The sequence below is a fragment of the Faecalicatena sp. genome, from assembly GCF_058819085.1.
Window position 1 is genome coordinate 1 of record NZ_JBZUUL010000027.1, and the last position, 17,505, is coordinate 17,505.

The 17,505-nt window shown below is 46.5% G+C and carries 14 protein-coding genes; 10 read left to right on the forward strand and 4 right to left on the reverse strand.

The window, feature by feature from the left end:
* The 6 genes from AC4OGX_RS13655 to AC4OGX_RS13680 all read left to right on the forward strand — a co-directional run.
* Nucleotides 1-82, forward strand: an 82-nt coding sequence (locus AC4OGX_RS13655; protein WP_493331306.1) for an EF-Tu C-terminal domain-related protein, incomplete at its 5' end; no start/stop codon positions are given.
* 291 nt (nucleotides 83-373) lie between these two features.
* A complete protein-coding gene (locus AC4OGX_RS13660) occupies nucleotides 374-2,227 on the forward strand; it encodes a putative bifunctional diguanylate cyclase/phosphodiesterase (protein WP_493331133.1) in 1,854 nt (617 codons plus the stop codon).
* A gap of 410 nt (nucleotides 2,228-2,637) precedes the next feature.
* Entirely contained in the window at nucleotides 2,638-3,123 is a 486-nt protein-coding gene (locus AC4OGX_RS13665; protein ID WP_493331134.1) for a helix-turn-helix domain-containing protein, read from the forward strand.
* 110 nt (nucleotides 3,124-3,233) lie between these two features.
* Nucleotides 3,234-4,409, forward strand: coding sequence for an iron-containing alcohol dehydrogenase (locus AC4OGX_RS13670; protein WP_493331136.1), 1,176 nt, complete (start codon nucleotides 3,234-3,236; stop codon nucleotides 4,407-4,409).
* 194 nt (nucleotides 4,410-4,603) lie between these two features.
* Entirely contained in the window at nucleotides 4,604-5,053 is a 450-nt protein-coding gene (rpiB, locus tag AC4OGX_RS13675) for a ribose 5-phosphate isomerase B (protein WP_493331137.1), read from the forward strand.
* Nucleotides 5,054-5,305: 252 nt separating this feature from the next.
* Nucleotides 5,306-6,067, forward strand: a complete 762-nt coding sequence (locus AC4OGX_RS13680) for a DeoR/GlpR family DNA-binding transcription regulator (RefSeq protein ID WP_493331139.1) — start codon at nucleotides 5,306-5,308, stop codon at nucleotides 6,065-6,067.
* Nucleotides 6,068-6,170: 103 nt separating this feature from the next.
* On the opposite strand, the gene AC4OGX_RS13685 is transcribed toward AC4OGX_RS13680, so the two are convergent.
* On the reverse strand, nucleotides 6,171-6,968 hold the full coding sequence (locus AC4OGX_RS13685; RefSeq protein ID WP_493331140.1) for an HAD family hydrolase: 798 nt from the start codon (nucleotides 6,966-6,968) through the stop codon (nucleotides 6,171-6,173).
* A gap of 317 nt (nucleotides 6,969-7,285) precedes the next feature.
* Here AC4OGX_RS13685 and AC4OGX_RS13690 point away from each other — a divergent pair, with 317 nt between their 5' ends.
* Both AC4OGX_RS13690 and glmM read left to right on the forward strand, forming a co-directional pair.
* Complete coding sequence (locus AC4OGX_RS13690) at nucleotides 7,286-8,689, forward strand: NAD(P)/FAD-dependent oxidoreductase (RefSeq protein WP_493331141.1); 1,404 nt, start codon at nucleotides 7,286-7,288, stop codon at nucleotides 8,687-8,689.
* A gap of 120 nt (nucleotides 8,690-8,809) precedes the next feature.
* Nucleotides 8,810-10,159 (forward strand): phosphoglucosamine mutase, encoded by a 1,350-nt coding sequence (gene glmM / locus AC4OGX_RS13695; RefSeq protein WP_493331142.1) that lies wholly within the window; start codon nucleotides 8,810-8,812, stop codon nucleotides 10,157-10,159.
* Between the two features lie 178 nt (nucleotides 10,160-10,337).
* On the opposite strand, the gene AC4OGX_RS13700 is transcribed toward glmM, so the two are convergent.
* From AC4OGX_RS13700 to AC4OGX_RS13710, 3 genes are all read right to left on the reverse strand, one after another.
* On the reverse strand, nucleotides 10,338-12,920 hold the full coding sequence (locus AC4OGX_RS13700; protein WP_493331143.1) for a PEP/pyruvate-binding domain-containing protein: 2,583 nt from the start codon (nucleotides 12,918-12,920) through the stop codon (nucleotides 10,338-10,340).
* 296 nt (nucleotides 12,921-13,216) lie between these two features.
* Entirely contained in the window at nucleotides 13,217-13,981 is a 765-nt protein-coding gene (locus tag AC4OGX_RS13705) for an N-acetylmuramoyl-L-alanine amidase (RefSeq protein WP_493331144.1), read from the reverse strand.
* Between the two features lie 128 nt (nucleotides 13,982-14,109).
* Nucleotides 14,110-15,432 (reverse strand): HlyC/CorC family transporter, encoded by a 1,323-nt coding sequence (locus AC4OGX_RS13710; protein ID WP_493331145.1) that lies wholly within the window; start codon nucleotides 15,430-15,432, stop codon nucleotides 14,110-14,112.
* A 282-nt stretch (nucleotides 15,433-15,714) separates the two neighbouring features.
* Between AC4OGX_RS13710 and murB the strand changes: the two genes are divergently transcribed.
* Both murB and rapZ read left to right on the forward strand, forming a co-directional pair.
* Nucleotides 15,715-16,620: a UDP-N-acetylmuramate dehydrogenase gene (gene murB / locus AC4OGX_RS13715; RefSeq protein WP_493331146.1), complete on the forward strand. Its 906-nt coding sequence runs from the start codon at nucleotides 15,715-15,717 to the stop codon at nucleotides 16,618-16,620.
* A 1-nt stretch (nucleotide 16,621) separates the two neighbouring features.
* On the forward strand, nucleotides 16,622-17,500 hold the full coding sequence (gene rapZ, locus AC4OGX_RS13720; RefSeq protein ID WP_493331147.1) for an RNase adapter RapZ: 879 nt from the start codon (nucleotides 16,622-16,624) through the stop codon (nucleotides 17,498-17,500).
* The last annotated feature ends 5 nt before the right edge of the window (nucleotides 17,501-17,505 follow it).

The window sequence follows — 17,505 nt, forward strand, 5'->3', positions numbered from 1 at the left end:
TATGGAAGAGGGTCTTGGATTCGCTATCCGTGAAGGTGGACGTACAGTTGGATCAGGAAAGGTTGCTAAGATCATCGAGTAATCGTTGGTTTACAATATCCTAACAATATAAAATACCGCAATCCTTGAGGTAATCAGGGATTGCGGTTTTTTTGTACAAATGCCCCGCCAATTTTTAAAAGTGTATCAGTATCGTATTAAAGCAAAAAGCGTGATTATAGTGCGACTGCGCAAATCCATTATCCGTGGTTTGGGTGGAATTAAGTGGAAGAGTGTGATATAATATTTTCAGAAAAATGCATACTATTTGAGGAAAGGACGGTCTTTCGGATGAATCTGTGTGTGATTGTCAGAAAGCCTTAAGGATACGGGGATGAAGAGAAAGTGGAGGTACGCTCTCCTGGGATTTTTCCTTGGAATGATATTTTTGGTCGGATTTGTATTTCATTCGGTGTACAGTACACAGTCATACGGACGTTTAATTAATTATGTGGGAATCGTTCGGGGAGCTACGCAGCGGCTTGTTAAACTGGAGCTGAACGATATCCAAAGAGACGATCTGATCGTATATCTGGATGAGATCATGGATGGGCTGAACAGTGGCGGAGGAAAATACGAGCTTCTTTTGGTGGATGAAGAGGAGTATCAGGATTGCTTAGCCAAGCTTGACAAGGAGTGGGAAGTGCTTAAGGAAGAGATTTATGCCTACCGCAGCGATCCTTCTACCAAAGAGGCGCTGCTCGAGAGCAGTGAGGTTTATTTTGATCTGGCAAATGATACGGTATTTGCGGCAGAGGGCTTCTCAACACACCGGGTCCGCACGCTGCTGCTCATGACAATCGTACTGACCGGCTGTATCATTGTAATATGGCTTGTATACTTCTGGTCGAACATCAGGAAGATCCTGAACCTTGAGAGTGTGAATCGAAATCTGGAGGATAAGGCGGGAAGGGACATCCTGACGAATGCCTATACAGTAAGCCGTTTTAAAGAGCTTGCACAGAATCTTTTAGATCACTGTGGAGATAAGAAGTATGCGATCTTCTACGCTGACTTTGCCGATTTTAAGTATATCAATGATGTATTCGGTTATGAATGGGGAGATCGGATTCTCAAAGAGTATGCCGCGATCATTGACCGGGAATTAGAAGAAGGTGAGATATTCGGGCGCGTTAATGCAGATAATTTTGTGATCCTGCGCCAGTATACATCAAAAAAAGAAGTTTTAGACCGCCAGAAGAAGGTCGACAGCCAGATTACAGAGTACATGCATCATTCCAACGAAAAGCACGTACTTTCGGTATGCTGCGGAGTCTGCTGTATAGAAGATGCGGTAGAAGATCTTAAGATCGAAGGTTTAATGGACCGGGCCAATTTTGCCAGAAAATCTGTAAAGACTGGAAGATATGATAAGTACCGTTTCTATAATGAGAGTATCCGAAAGAAGCTGTATCTGGAGAAGTCCATTGAAAGCAGCATGGAATCGGCTCTGGAGAATCGGGAATTTCTGGTGTATTACCAGCCCAAGGTGGATCTTGCAACGGATAAGATCGCATGTTCCGAGGCTTTGGTACGCTGGAGGAAACAGGATGGCACGATCATCTCCCCGGGGAGTTTTATCCCTGTTTTTGAGAAGAATTATACCATTCCTCTTTTGGATAGATATGTCTTTGAGGAAGTCTGCAGATGGCTCAGGCATCTTATGGATGAAGGGCATGAGCCGCTGCCGGTATCAGTTAATGTATCAAGGCTCCAGTTTTATAATAGTGATTTTGTTAAGATCTATACGGAAATCCGCGACCGCTACCGGATTCCCGCGAGACTGCTGGAGATCGAGTTTACAGAGACGATTCTGTTCGACAGCTGGGATATCCTGTCCAGGATCGTAGAAGACCTGCATAATGCAGGTTTTTCCTGCTCGATTGATGATTTCGGGAAAGGATATTCTTCCCTGAGTACGGTTCAGAATCTGAATATCGATGTTTTAAAGATCGATGCCACCTTTTTCCCGAATATCGTTGAGAAGGAAAAGGACAGGCTCATGGTCAAAGGGATCATCAACCTGGTCAAACAGTTCGGCGTGATTACAGTGGCAGAGGGTATTGAAAGTATGGATCAGGTGGAGTTTCTTAGAAGTGTCCACTGCGATATGATACAGGGGTATGTATACTACCGTCCAATGCCCCAGGAAGATTATGAAAGGCTGCTGTTTTCTGAGACAGAATAGAAGTAAATATATAGAGCGGATAATAGGCTGCCGCAGAAGGCAGGATTCTTTTAAATAAGAACTTACATTCTTATTACCGTGATGGCTGTAGAAGACGTGGAAAACTACGTGAGGCAGCTGATTAAGAGTACCATAGAAAGAGTGACTGGAGGTTTATCTGACATAGATGCCTTAAGGTCACTTTTTTGCTAATGAGAATGATCGTGAAAAGTTTGTAAGTCCATGCTTTTTACTCTAGATTGAGGTAAAATGAGTATAGAAGAAAACAGTGCAACTGGCAGTTGCGGAGATGCAAATAAGAATTGGTAGTGTGTTTGTGGTGGAGATAGTATATTAAGGATAAAAAAATTGGTTTGAAAAATCTGCGTGAAAGAGCACAAAGCCAAATTGGAAAAGCAGGAGGTGTGAGTATGACGATCGGTGAGAAGATTCAGCGTTGCAGAAAGGCTCAGAGGATGTCTCAGGAAGAGCTGGCAGGGAGACTGGGGGTATCCAGACAGGCAGTTTCCAAATGGGAACTGAATGAGTCCATACCGGACACAGAGAATGTGATTGAGCTGGGACGGATTTTTGGGGTCTCTTTGGATTACCTTCTGAAAGTGGAGATAGAAGAACCGGACTATGAACGTGGGAAAGCTGGCGGTGATCAGATAAAACAGGAATGGGAAACAAAGCTTATAGAGGGGGAAAGGGAGGGAAGGCGACAAGAAAAGTCGGGAAGGTTTCCGGTAATTATTTTTCTTATGGTGTTGACTGCTTTGCCTTTGATGTGGGGATTTTGGGGAGGAGATCTGATTGGCGGATTGGTTATGGCGTTGAATCTTGCTATACTTTGGGGGATGGTGTATCTCGCATTCCTCATTGCCCGAGCGTTGAAGAAGTATATTCAGAGGTAAGAAAGCGGCTTTTGATTGTGGATATCTTGGGTGTGTGATAAAATTTATGTGTATAAGTATTGGAGTAACTGTCATGGTTTATGAGTTCATCAAAGAAAGAAGGAAGATTTATGCAGGGTTTTACGTTTTATAGTCCGACGTATTTTGTTTTCGGGAAAGGGAAAGAAGAGGAAGCGGGGCACTATGTAAAACGTTTTGGCGGCAGCAAGGTGCTGATCCACTATGGCGGTGGCAGTGTGAAGCGTTCAGGACTGCTCGACAGGGTGAAGACGTCTTTGGAGCAGGAAGGTTTAGAATATGTGGAGCTGGGCGGTGTAAGACCTAACCCAAGAAGCGGGCTTGTTTATAAAGGGATTGAACTGTGTAGGAATGAGGGGGTTGATTTTGTACTGGCCGTAGGAGGCGGAAGCACGATTGATTCTTCCAAGGCCATCGCGGCAGGAGCGATCTATGACGGAGATTTCTGGGATTTTTATCAGGGAAAGTTGATCGAGCGGGCATTACCTGTCGGGACGATCCTCACGATCGCGGCAGCCGGCAGCGAAGGATCACCGGATTCTGTGATCACAAAGGAAGAGGGCATGTTTAAGAGAGGCGCCACCGGGGAAGGGATCCGTCCGGCATTTTCTATCTTAAATCCTGAATTGACACAGACACTGCCCGCTTATCAGACGGCGTGCGGGGCAACGGATATCATGGCACATGTATTTGAACGTTATTTTACCAACACAAAAGAAGTGGAGATCACAGACCGGTTTTGCGAGGCGGTCCTTTTGACAATGGTCAAGGAGGTGCCAAAAGTACTTGAAGATCCCAATAATTATGAGGCCCGTGCTAATATTATGTGGGCGGGGATGACTGCTCACAATAATATCTGCGGAGTCGGGCGGGAACAGGACTGGTCCAGCCATGATATAGAGCATGAATTAAGCGCTGTATATGACTGCGCCCACGGAGCCGGACTCGCAGTGGTATTTCCGGCATGGATGCGTTATACTGTGGAACATGCTCCGATGAAATTCGCACAGATCGCAGTCAGGCTGTGGGGATGCCAGATGGATTTTGAAAATCCGATGAATACGGCTCTTGCGGGAATCGATGCGTTTAAGAACTTTCTGCGGTCCATAGGGATGCCGGTATCATTTGCAGAGCTTGGTGCCAAAGAAGAGGACATCCCCGCAATGGCACAGAAGTGCTGTTACGGGGATAACAGAGGAGGCAGTGTTGGTAACTTTGTGAAATTATCTCAGAAGGATGTGGAAAACATCTATCGTCTGGCATTATAATGTGAAAAACGTTAATTGAGCCGGAAATGGAAGGGACAGAGGAGTTGAGTGTCAGCGCAGCAGGCACTGCCGGCACAGGAATAGTGTAAGGCTGTCCTTGACATTTAGAATCTGATGTTGGAAAATGATAAGTAGAGCTTTAATTGAAGTTTTACTTTGATATGTAAGAATGACAGGATGGAGGAGAATATAACATGAAAATCGGTATTGGAAATGACCACTCAGCACTAGAGTTAAAGGCAGAGATCATTGAGTTTTTAAAGGAAAAGGGACATGAGGTCGTAGATTACGGGACAAATTCAACAGAAAGCTGTGATTACCCGGTATATGGGGAGATCGTTGCACACGCGGTTGTGAATAAAGAAGTAGACCAGGGGATTCTGATCTGCGGAACCGGACTGGGGATCTCGCTGGCTGCAAACAAGGTAAAGGGAATTCGTGCGGCAGTGTGCAGCGAGCCATTTACAGCAAAGATGGCGAGACAGCATAATAATTGTAATATCCTGGCATTTGGGGCAAGGGTTGTCGGCGGTGAGCTTGCAAAGATGATCGTTGAGACATGGCTGGATACAGATTTTGAAGGTGGACGCCATCAGAGAAGAGTAGACCTGATCTGTGCGATCGAGGAAAAAGAACAGGATTAATGGAAGACCTATAAAGAAGCATTTCAGAAGCTTTTTGAAAAGAAAATTCCATAAGACGAACAAAATACACAGCCTGAGTGTAGTCTCAGTCTGTGTATTTTTTATAAATTCTAAAAAAATGGAAAAATATGGTAAAATTATCCCTTGTCCGGAGCAAAATGTGCTAAAATATGGGCATAGGAAACCTTTGGGTTTTCTTACATGTGGTGTGTTGATCGGGGTACTTTTCTGAAAATGCATAGGGAGAACGATATGGAGGAACGCAGAAGAAAGATATTACAGGAACTGGAAGAAAAGGGGAAGGTTCGTGTAAATGAATTGAGTGCAGAGCTTGGGTGTTCTGAGGTTACGATCAGGAATGACATCAAATGTATGGAGCGCGCAGGACTTCTGATCCGTACTCATGGCGGTGCTTTAAAGATAGAGGAAACCCCGCAGAAGAAGTATTCCGCTGAGAGTATTTACAGAAATGCTGACAAGAAAAAGGCCATTGCAGCTTGTGCATATGGCACGATCGAAGAACGGGACACGATTATCATCGATGATACTTCCACAGGATTTTACCTGGCGCTGTACATTAAACAGCATCCGGAAAAAAGAATTGCCGTGGTGACGAACTCACTGCTGGTAGGCAATGAGCTTGCAGGTGTAGACCATGTTGAGCTTTATATGGTAGGCGGACCGGTGGGCGGTTATCTGGCCTCAACTGTGGGAGATGAGGCGATTGCCGATATTTCGAGGTTTCATGTGGATAAGGCTTTTATAGGCGTGCATGGGATCAATTTTGATGTGGGGATCACATCAACGGTGTCCACGCAGACTCAGATAAAACAGGCAGAGATGAAGGTGGCTGACAGGGTGATCGTGCTGGCGGACAGCACAAAGTTTGGCGGCGGCTATCTGTCGGTGATCTGCCCGATGGATGAAGTCCAGCAGATCATAACGGATGGTGAGGTAGAAGAAAAGTATATAGAACGGGCCAGACAAGAGAATATCCCGCTTGTCATTGCATAGCAAAAATTCCCCGGCAGCTTAAGATGATGATCTAAGCCGCCGGGGAATTTTTTGTTTTAGTTATGATAAAGCGCTACGAGACTGGTCTTTAAGCATCTACATTTTACGATTCGATCTCTTGGATCAGGTCTTCCAGAACGTCCTCCACGGAGTCGGTCACATAAGTGGAATAATAGGCGATCCCCGGTGCCGCATTGGACATAGAGTAACTGGTTTTGACGAGCTGCAGCATTTCTACATCATTATACTGGTCGCCGAAAGCCATGCATTCCTCTGGCTTTACATGAAGCAGATCCATCAAGCCTTTTAGCGCAGTTCCTTTATTGGAGCCCGGAGCGATAAAATCGATCCAGAGATTCCCGGAGGTGACGACTTTGATTTCGTCCCCGAACATGTTCTGTAAATGTTTCAGATATTTATCGATGATATGTGGACCGTCAGTCATATTGCAGATCGCGATCTTTAAGATAGGACCCTCCACTTTGGTGATATCCTCTACGATCTGGGTTGTGTTCTGCATCACATTGACGATGTGGTTGACGAAGGCCGGATGGTTATCTTCGATAAAGCAGGAATCCTCTCTGGAAACGACAACTTCGAAATGGTTCTGTTTCTTGATTTCTGCAAGTATTCTGGATGCAAGTCCATCGTCAATAGCAGCACGGGAAATAACATTTCCCTTATGAACACAGATCGATCCGTTTTCAGCAATATAGGATATTTCATCCTTGATTTTTTCGAAAACTCTGCGCTGATTATCATATTGTCTGCCGCTTGCAGAAACAAAGTGAATACCTTTTTGTGTTAATTGGTGGATCAATTCGATGGCACGGGGCGTGAGTTCCTGGGCACCGCCCAAAAGGAGCGTGCCGTCTAAATCACTGGCTACTAATTTAATCATAAAAACCTCCAAATTCATACGTGATCCGGCAGGATAAAAATATCCTTATAAACCACGGTCATATTATATTTTGTAAAAAATACGGGGTAGTGTTTTAGACTAGACTCCTTATATCTTACCCCAAAAATAGGGGAATGTATAGCCTTGTACTGTGAAAAATTGTGTGCTAGTATGGGTATTGTGGGAGTTGTGTGGGAATTGCAAGGGGGTCAGACCCCTCTGCAGAGGGGTCTGACCCCCTTGCAATTCCCACACAATTTCCACAATAAAAGTTTCTATAGAATGATCCAGGATTTCAAAGAAAGCTGAGGGATAATATGAATAGGTATGATGTCATTATAATAGGTGCCGGGCCGTCTGGTATTTTCTGCGCATATGAATTGAAGAGGCAGAATCCGGACATTCGTGTATTGATGGTTGAAAAGGGACGCTGCATTGAAGAACGCCAGTGCCCGAAACGAAAGACAAAGGTATGTGTTGGCTGCCAGCCATGCTCCATTACGACAGGATTTGCAGGGGCCGGGGCATTTTCAGATGGAAAATTATCCTTGTCTCCAGATGTGGGAGGAACACTGCCGGAGATCCTCGGATATGAGAAGGCAACTCAGCTGATCCATGAGGCAGACAGTATTTATCTGGAATTCGGTGCCGACAAAAAGGTATATGGCATTGAGGACCAGCAGGCGATCACAGACATCCGCACCAAGGCCATCCGTGCCAACCTAAAGCTGATCGAATGCCCGATCCGTCATCTGGGTACAGAAGAGGGCTATAAGATTTATACCCGTCTGCAGCATCATCTGCTGGATGCGGGAGTGGAGATATTATTTAAGACCATGGTGACTGACATTATTATAGAAGATGGTGTGGCAAAAGGAGTCACTACAGATAAAGGGGATACCTATTATGCCCCGGAGATCGTGGCCGGAGTCGGCAGAGAGGGGTCTGAGTGGTTTTCTCATATCTGCAAGGGACATGAGATCGAGACCAGAAACGGTACCGTAGATGTGGGAGTCCGTGTGGAGGTCCGCGATGAGATCATGAAGGAGCTGAATGAGAAGCTCTACGAGGCTAAATTAGTATACTATACCCCCACGTTTGATGATAAGGTCCGTGTTTTCTGTACGAATCCGTCTGGAGAGGTGGCGACGGAATACTATGAGAACGGACTGGCTGTGGTGAATGGACATGCATACAAATCGAAAGATATGAAGACGAATAATACGAACTTTGCGCTGCTTGTTTCCAAGAACTTTACTGAGCCGTTCAAATCTCCCATCGAATACGGCAAGCAGATCGCTCAGCTTGGAAATATGCTGTGTGACGGTAAGATCCTTCTGCAGAGATACGGTGATTTCCGCAGGGGCCGCCGTACCACAGGAGAACGTCTGATCCGCAATAATATCACTCCGACTTTAAAGGATGCAGTGCCTGGAGATTTATCATTAGTCTTTCCGCACAGGATCATGGTCGCGATCGATGAGATGATCCAGGCATTGGATAAAGTAACCCCGGGAATCGCAAGCGATGAGACACTGTTATATGGCGTAGAGGTAAAATTTTATTCCAATAAGGTTCTGGTAAATGAGGACTTTGAGACCAACGTAAAAGGACTGCGTGCCATGGGGGACGGCGCTTCTGTAACCAGAGGGCTGCAGCAGGCCTCCGCAAACGGACTATGCGTGGCACGTGCAATTGTACGCGATCATGCCTATGCATGACACTTATGACAGATGAAAAAAATTGTTGTATCTTGGGCCTGATGAGAATATAATGTTAATGGATGTTGTATCCTATGCAGCATTGTAACTGAAAACTAGATGATAAGAGGATGAAGACATATGGGTAAATATTTTGGAACAGATGGATTTAGAGGAGAAGCGAATGTTGTCCTGACGGTAGAACATGCCTTTAAAGTCGGACGTTACCTGGGATGGTATTTTGGCCGTGACCACAAAGCAAGGATCGTGATCGGTAAGGATACGAGAAGAAGCAGCTACATGTATGAATATGCGCTGGCTTCCGGACTGACGGCTTCGGGTGCAGATGCATACCTGCTTCATGTAACAACAACTCCAAGTGTGTCATACGTTGTACGCACGGAGGATTTCGACTGCGGCATCATGATTTCTGCAAGCCATAACCCATTCTACGATAATGGTATCAAGGTCATCAACGGACAGGGACATAAGATGGAGGCAGAGGTAGAGGAGAAGATCGAAGCATATATTGATGGTGAGATCGAAGAGCTGCCGCTTGCAACTAAGGAAGATATCGGACGCACGATCGATTATGCTGCGGGAAGAAACCGTTATATCGGCCACCTGATCTCCCTTGCAACCCGTTCCTTTAAGGATATGAGGATCGGCCTTGACTGTGCGAACGGAAGTGCATTCAGTATTGCGAAAAGCGTTTTTGATGCACTGGGAGCGAAGACATATGTGATCAACAATGAGCCTGATGGAACGAATATCAATACGAACTGCGGTTCTACACATATCGAAATATTACAGCAGTATGTAAGGGACAAAAAGTTAGATGTAGGATTTGCATTTGACGGGGATGCGGACAGATGTATTGCGGTAGATAATAATGGGAATGTAGTCGATGGAGACTTGATCCTTTATGTCTGCGGAAAATATCTGATGGAGCAGGGACGCCTTGCCGGCAATACCATCGTCACAACGGTAATGTCTAATCTTGGACTTTACAAGGCCTGTGATAAGATCGGAATGAACTACGAGCAGACAGCTGTAGGTGACAAGTATGTCTACGAGAATATGCTGCAGAACGGTTATGTATTAGGCGGTGAGCAGTCCGGCCACATCATTTTCAGTAAACATGCAAGGACAGGTGACGGGATCCTGACCTCTCTGATGATCATGGAAGTTATCATGGAGAAAAAGCAGACACTGGCTAAGCTGTGTGAAGACGTAAAGATTTATCCGCAGCTTTTGAAAAATGTCCGTGTGACAGATAAGAAGACTGCAAGGGAGAACCCGGCTGTAGTGAAGGCTGTCGAGGATGTGGCTGCTGCACTGGGGAGCGACGGAAGAATCCTTGTGAGAGAGAGCGGGACGGAACCTGTGATCCGTGTGATGGTAGAAGCTTCTTCTGATGAGATCTGTGAGAAATATGTGAATCAGGTCGTCGAGGTGATGGCAGAAGAGAAGCTGATCATCGAAGGTTAGATCCAGCTTCACTGGCTGTCTGAGTCATTGAGGATAGAGTACAGGATAATAAAAGGGGATTACATCCATGCTGGTTAGAGGCATGGTGTAATCCCTTTTCTGATAGCCGTATTTCGCGTTTCTCTGCCCGATAGAGCGTGTTTGGGTGCACGCTGCATACTTTATCGCTGGACTGCATTTAGGTGCAGATAAGGCGCTGTGTGACAATATCGGAGTATATCTCAATATTTTCGTTACTGACATCGATGACATGTATCACATCGGAGTAAATCTCTTCTTCGGTGCTTCCACTGAGTAGTTCTGTTAAAATATTCTTCTGGCTCAATATTTTTTCTTCATTGAAGACCACATCCCGTTCACTTTGGAACAGCGCAATATAGAAGATATTGGATTCTACGATATCCTGGAAGAAATGGCTTCCGTAGGAGAGCTCCGGCATCAGTCCAAGCTTTTCATAAGAAATCTCGCAGATGGCATTCATATTGCACAGGTCCGTGAAGCGTACCGGAACACCCAGGGCAGGAGTAGTCGTCCCCCATCGTCCCGGCCCGGCCAGGACAGCGTGTCTGCCCTTTAAGATGCGGTTGAGAGAGCCGATCTGGTTGGCGATGGCGTACTTCTGCGGTTCGGTCAGGGCCAGGTATGGTTTAATCTTCACAAAGATGAAATAGTGGACAGGGAGGCGTACATTACCACCCATGAAATTCCCTTTGGAAGCAAAATAGCACTGATCCCTGTCTACCCTTTCCGGAAATTCGATCTTCCTGCCAAGGCCCTTTGTCTGCAGCGGGCGGCATTGGAGGAGGCTGATGCGGTAGTGCTCCTCTTTATCAAAGTTACAGGTGAATTCGATGTCCACCGGATAATCATAGGTATGTGATAAAACAGCCAGTACATTTTCCAGTGCCTTCGGAAAATCTGTATGCCGCAGCAGCCTGGTAAAGCTGACGATATCCGGTACATTCCGGCTGCGGTGTCCAGTTTCGCGGAAGTATCTTGCCAGTTCAAAATCCGGTTCCATGAAAAGTCGCACGTTTGTTTTCAGCGGAAGGCCCTTTACCGCCTCTATGGGGATCGTCTGAAATTCATTTTCCTCCAGATCGATCACGTCTACATAGTGCTGTGAAAACTTCCTCTCATCTCCGTAGGCTAACAGAGGAGGACGCTCCGGCTTGTCCAGGGCTACGATACGCGGATAATCAGAGTTGACCCTGTCCACGGCCCGCGTTCCCATGCCGAATACCAGACGGAGCATTCCTTTGGAGGGATCGGTGTTCTTATCCCAGACAAATAGGTTGGAGGAATTGCCCACACCTGCACAGTGGGGGAAGAAGTATTTTCCGTGATAGTCCCCGGAAACTCTCTGTACAAGCAGTGCCATCTGTTCATCCTTATCTGCCAGCCCGCGGTTGAGGCGGTATTCCAGTGCTTCCCGGCTCATGGTGCTGGCATAGACCTTGCGTACCGCATCCAAAAAGGCATCATAGCGCTCTTCCGGTGTGCCCTGGTTTGGGCAGAAGAAGCTGTCATATTTTCCGGCAAAGGCATTTCCAAAATTATCCTCCAGAAGGGAGCTGGAGCGTACAATGATGGGGGATTGTCCATAATATTCCAGCATGACCATGATCTGTTCCTTGATGGTCGTGGGGAAATGTCCGGTTAAGAGGATTTCCCGCAGCTCTTCGGCCGCGGTAAAGTATCCTTCTCCGGTCTTCTGCTGCATACGCAGGCGCCATCCTCCATTCTGCACGATGTAGGTGTAAAAAACGTCTGAACCAATATAATAGGAGTCATGCCGCTCCATATGTTCTTTATAAAAATCGGGATTTTTCGTCTCCAGGATCTTGCGGGCGAGCAGCATCCCTACAGATTTACCGCCGATATAGCCCGTACCGATCTCGCGGCTTCCGATCTGGATCAGATCCTCCAGCCGGAAAAATTCCCTGCTCAGAGAAGCGATACGGGAACGCTTTCCGATCAGGAGGTTCAGCAGGTTTTCCTTGACGTAGGCCTGTTCCTGCAGGGGGGCATTCAGGTATGGTTTTGCCTCCTCAAAGCGGATGTCCCAGTAGTCCAGCTTCTTTGTATGGATCTGCAGCCGGGAGAAGAGCTCTGCAGAACTGGCACTGTCCGTAATACACTCCGAGCCCTCAGGTGTGAGCAGATGGGGCAGGAACATGACGGGGGAGTACCGATGCCAGACTTTGAGCGGGTGCAGGTAATATTGATTGTCAATGCGGTACAGATTTAAAAGGAGCTGGGTAACCTCACGTATCCTGGCGATGGTGTCCTGAGTATGTGCATTGCGGTACAGCGCAAAATAAGTAACATTTTCCCTTTCCCGCAGATAAGGGCATGTGACTTGAAAGAAGTTCCCGGTCATCAGATCAGAGCACCAGTGTTCCTGCAGCTCGCTTAAACAGTCGAATACAAAAAAAGTTCCTTTTTCCTCGGCGGCAATGATCTGGTAGACACGGCTTGTAAAGGATTCAAATCCCATTCCCACATCTAATGTGTGGATCGTAAAATCCGCGTTCTGCTCCTTTAAGGATGCCTCATCCACGAGAGGGGTATGGCATCCGAAATGAAGGTAGACCAGACGCCTGCCCTCTGCCGCGGCCTGTTTTACAAATTGTTCCACCACAAAAGAATAGGCTTCAAAAGAATCTACCTGCCATATGATATTATCTCCGGGATAGAGTGTCTCGATCACTTCGTCGATCCCCTGTAATCCTGTGCTTATATACTCCATACTCTCCATTTTGTTCCTCCGATCCCTGATACGCTGCAAGGTTATGAAATGCCGGAGCATCAGGCCTGCTGACTGTTTTTACGTTGTCACTCCTGTCTCACCAAAAGTATAAGGATGAGACAGAACATGAGTTGTAACAACAGTTTACCACAAATACCGGAAAAATCAAAATACGGCTTCAAAATAAAAAGTATCCTGCGTGATATTTTGGGGTTTCTGTTAAATACACAAATATATGACACAGGATACTTTGATATGCTTAGATGTGAAGCGGCATATTAGGTAAGTAGAAAAAGGGGCAGAATTTACCGGCTGACAATAACGGTAGGGTATCCTGCTCTTTTTAAACGCTGTTCCATGGCAGCAGCGTCATCGAGTGTCTCGAAATTCCCCACCTGAACCCGGAAGAATCTGTCTTCATCCACAATAGAAGCCGGAAAATCCTGTTCCAGCAGCTCATTCAGCAGCCGGTTGGCATAAGTAGGATTGCGGAATGCACCCACCTGGACCCGGTATCCCGGCGGATCGATCACGTCATTCATTTCCAGCGTATCCAGGATCCCGGAAGCGATCGCCTGTGCGATATCATCGAAATTATTATCGAACAGCAGGTTATCCGTATCGGAATTAATAAAGCCTACCTCCACCAGTACGGCAGGCATTCTGGTTCGGCGCAGTACGACCAGATTTGGGCGGGCCTTTACACCGAGATTTACGAAGCCCACAGCCTCCAGCTGTTCATTGATATTTTCCGCCATCTCCAGTTTGATGCCGGAAAGGTCATACACCAGTGATTCCACGCCGGATACGACATTATCGGTGGGGAAGGAGTTCCGGTGTATGGAGATAAAGAAGTCCACGCCTGCATTGTTGGCCTTCATTGCTTTCTGGTAGGGGGACTCATAGACATCGGTGGTCCGTGTATACTGTACATCAATACCGTTATTTTCCAGGATCTCTCCGATAGCCAGTACAAGGCGCAGATTGTCGTCTTTTTCCTGGCGTCCGTTAAAAACGGCTCCGGGATCGCGCCCGCCGTGTCCGGCGTCTAACATGATTGAATAGGGCATAAGTTTCATTCCTTTCAGATTGTTCTACTTTATGATATGTGAAAAGGGGAAAGAAAGTGACTTGTCCTTGGGGTGTAAAAAAATTCCCCGATCGTCTGTATCCTGCGATCAGGGAATGCTGATAAATCTTATGCTTCTTTGGAATCATTCGCCGGATCCTCATCTGATCGGCTGTCTTCCTCTTCATTTGAATCTTTCTCTTCCGGGAGATAGACATGAACGCTTTCTACACGGTTCTTATCCAGCTTTTCAACAACAAGCCGGATTCCATTCTCCTCCGTAACCTCGTCGCCCACTTCAGGCAGCCTGTCGAGGTGTTCGATGATAAATCCGCCGAGGGAATCGTAATCCTCGGATTCCAGTTCCACATCCAGACGGTCATTCACATCATCCAGGCTCATGGAGCCTTCAATAATATATTCATATTCGTTGATCTGCCTGATGAATTCCTCTTCATTCTCATCATACTCATCATGGATCTCACCGACGATCTCCTCCAGGATATCCTCCAGAGTGATCAGTCCGGCGGTCTCACCGTATTCATCCAGAACAATGGCGATATTGAAGGAGGCATCTCTCATCTCTACAAGCAGCTCCGAAATATTCTTGTATTCATAGGTAAAATAAGCTTCACGCAGGATATCCCGCACACTGAAATGTTCTTTGTTATCGAACAAAAGCAGGTCCTTCATGTTGATCGTACCTATCACGTTATCCGTTGTATCTTCATAGACAGGGAGACGTGTGAACTTATCTTCTTTGAAAATATCAATCAGTTCTTTATAGGTACTGTTTACATCGGCAAATGTTACATGCACACGGGGGACCATGACATCCTTGGCGCGCGCATCTCCCAGGTCAAACACATTGTAGATCATCTCTTTTTCTTCCGATTCGATGATCCCGTCCTCGTGGCTGACATCCACGATCGTACGGAGCTCGTCCTCTGTCATGGTGTCATTCTTCGCATTCGGGTCGATCCGGAATAAAAACAGGATCCCGCGGGAAAATACATTAATGATAAAAATAAATGGCGTCATAATAGTCATAAACGGCCGTATCACACGTATATAAGAAAGAGAAAGCTTATCTGAATTCAGGGTAGCGATACTCTTAGGGGTAATCTCACCGAATACCAGGATCGCGACTGTCAACAGTGCGGTTGCGATACTGACCATATATCCGCCAAAGCTGTATGCTAATGTAGCTGCCAGTGATGAAGCGGAGATATTGACGATATTGTTGCCGATCAAAATGGCGCTCAGCATTTTGCGTGAATGTCTTTCTGTCACGTCTAACACAGCCTTCGCGCGCTTGTTGCCGTCCTCTGCAAGGGAACGCATGCGGATCTTGCTGACCGTAGTCAGTGCTGTCTCCGCAGATGAAAAAAATGCAGACAGTAGTAATAATACGATTAATATAACAAATTGTATGGCATCACTCGAGTCCAATTATCTGTTCACTCCTTTATTTCTTTAATTGCTCTGTTGCCAAAAGCATGTACACGAAATAAATATACATCATTTAACAGAAATTTGCAAGTATACCGGGCATTTTCGGCTATTTTCGGGCACATGGCAATGGACTTTTACATGTGCAGCAGGCCGGAGGACAGGACAGAAACTTTGAGAAAGGATGGTATGCAGCGGTGGGCTTCGTATCCCTGGTTGAATTTAAGCCTGGTTTGTTGTATGATTGGGAAAAGAATAGTTCAAAAGAAATGGAGAACATTTATGAGTTTATATGAAGAATTATGTAATGTACTGGGCAGTGAGCAGGTACTTTGTGATGAGGCAATGAGCAGACATACGACATTTCGGATCGGCGGTCCTGCCGATTATTTTGTGATACCCCGCAGTATAGCGGAGATAAAAGAAACGATTGACATATGCAGGAAGGCAGAGATCTCTTACTATATTCTGGGGAATGGCAGCAATCTCCTGGTGGGGGATAAGGGATACCGGGGAGTGGTCATCCAGGTCTATAAGAACCTGAATGATATTTACACGGAAGGAAACCAGATCCATGCTCAGGCAGGTGCGCTGCTCTCAAAGATCGCTGCGGAGGCACTGGGACACGGCCTGAAAGGCTTTGAATTTGCCTCAGGCATTCCGGGAACACTCGGGGGTGCTGTGATGATGAATGCAGGCGCTTATGGCGGAGAGATGAAGCAGGTGCTTTTAAACGCCACGGTATTGATGCCGGATGGGGAGGTGAAGACCCTGGGCGTTGAAGACCTCAAGCTGGGTTACCGGACCAGTATTATTGCAAAGAATGGATATGTAGTCCTTGAGGCGGTGCTTAGCCTTGAACAGGGCGATCCGGAGGCGATCCGCACTTATATGGAGGAATTAAAAGAGAAGCGTGTAACAAAGCAGCCCCTGGAGTACCCAAGTGCAGGAAGTACGTTTAAACGTCCGGAAGGGTATTTTGCAGGAAAGCTGATCGAGGACGCAGGGCTTCGCGGATTCCGTGTGGGGAATGCCCAGGTATCGGAAAAGCATTGTGGCTTTGTCATTAACCGCGGAGGGGCGACAGCGGCAGAAGTTGTCTCTTTGATGGAACAGGTCGCAGACAAGGTGGAGGCCTATGCCGGCGTCAGACTGGAACCGGAAGTGAAAAGGATAGGAGAGTTTTAAGATGAGGTTTGTGATCGTGACCGGAATGTCCGGTGCAGGGAAGTCAACAGCACTTAAAATGCTGGAGGATATGGGCTACTTCTGCGTGGATAACCTGCCGATCCCGCTGATGCCTAAGTTTGCGGAGATGATGTCGACTCCTGACACAGAGGTCACTAATGTGGCTCTGGGGATTGATATCCGGGGCGGCCAGGCATTCCAAAGCCTGGAAAAGAATTTAAGGCAGATCGATGAGATCGGGATACATTATGAAATTCTGTTTCTGGACGCAGGGGATGATATCCTCGTAAAGAGATATAAAGAGACCCGGCGCCAGCACCCATTGGGCGGAGGCGGACATATAGACAGAGGGATCGCAAAAGAACGGGAAAAAATAGCGTTCTTAAAAATGCAGGCAACGTATATACTTGATACAAGTAAGATGCTTACCCGGGAACTGCGTCTGGAATTGGAAAAGATTTTTGTGGAAGGAAAGGATTTTAAAAATCTGTACATTACGGTGATGTCATTCGGGTTCAAATATGGAATCCCACAGGATGCTGATCTGGTGTTTGATGTCCGTTTTCTTCCCAATCCCTATTATATAGAAGAACTGAAACCGAAGACCGGCAATGATGCGGAGGTCCGGGAGTATGTGATGGAGAGTGAGAAGGCCCAGGAGTTTCTTTTGAGGCTGACGGGGATGATCGAATTCCTGATTCCGAATTATATACTGGAAGGAAAAAACCAATTGGTGATCGCGATCGGCTGTACAGGCGGGAAGCACCGTTCTGTCACGCTTGCGAACGCTCTGTATGAATTTCTGGGGAAAAAGGAAAATTATGGGGTGCGTATTGAACACCGTGATATTGGGAAAGATGCAATAACGAAGGCAAAATAGTACAG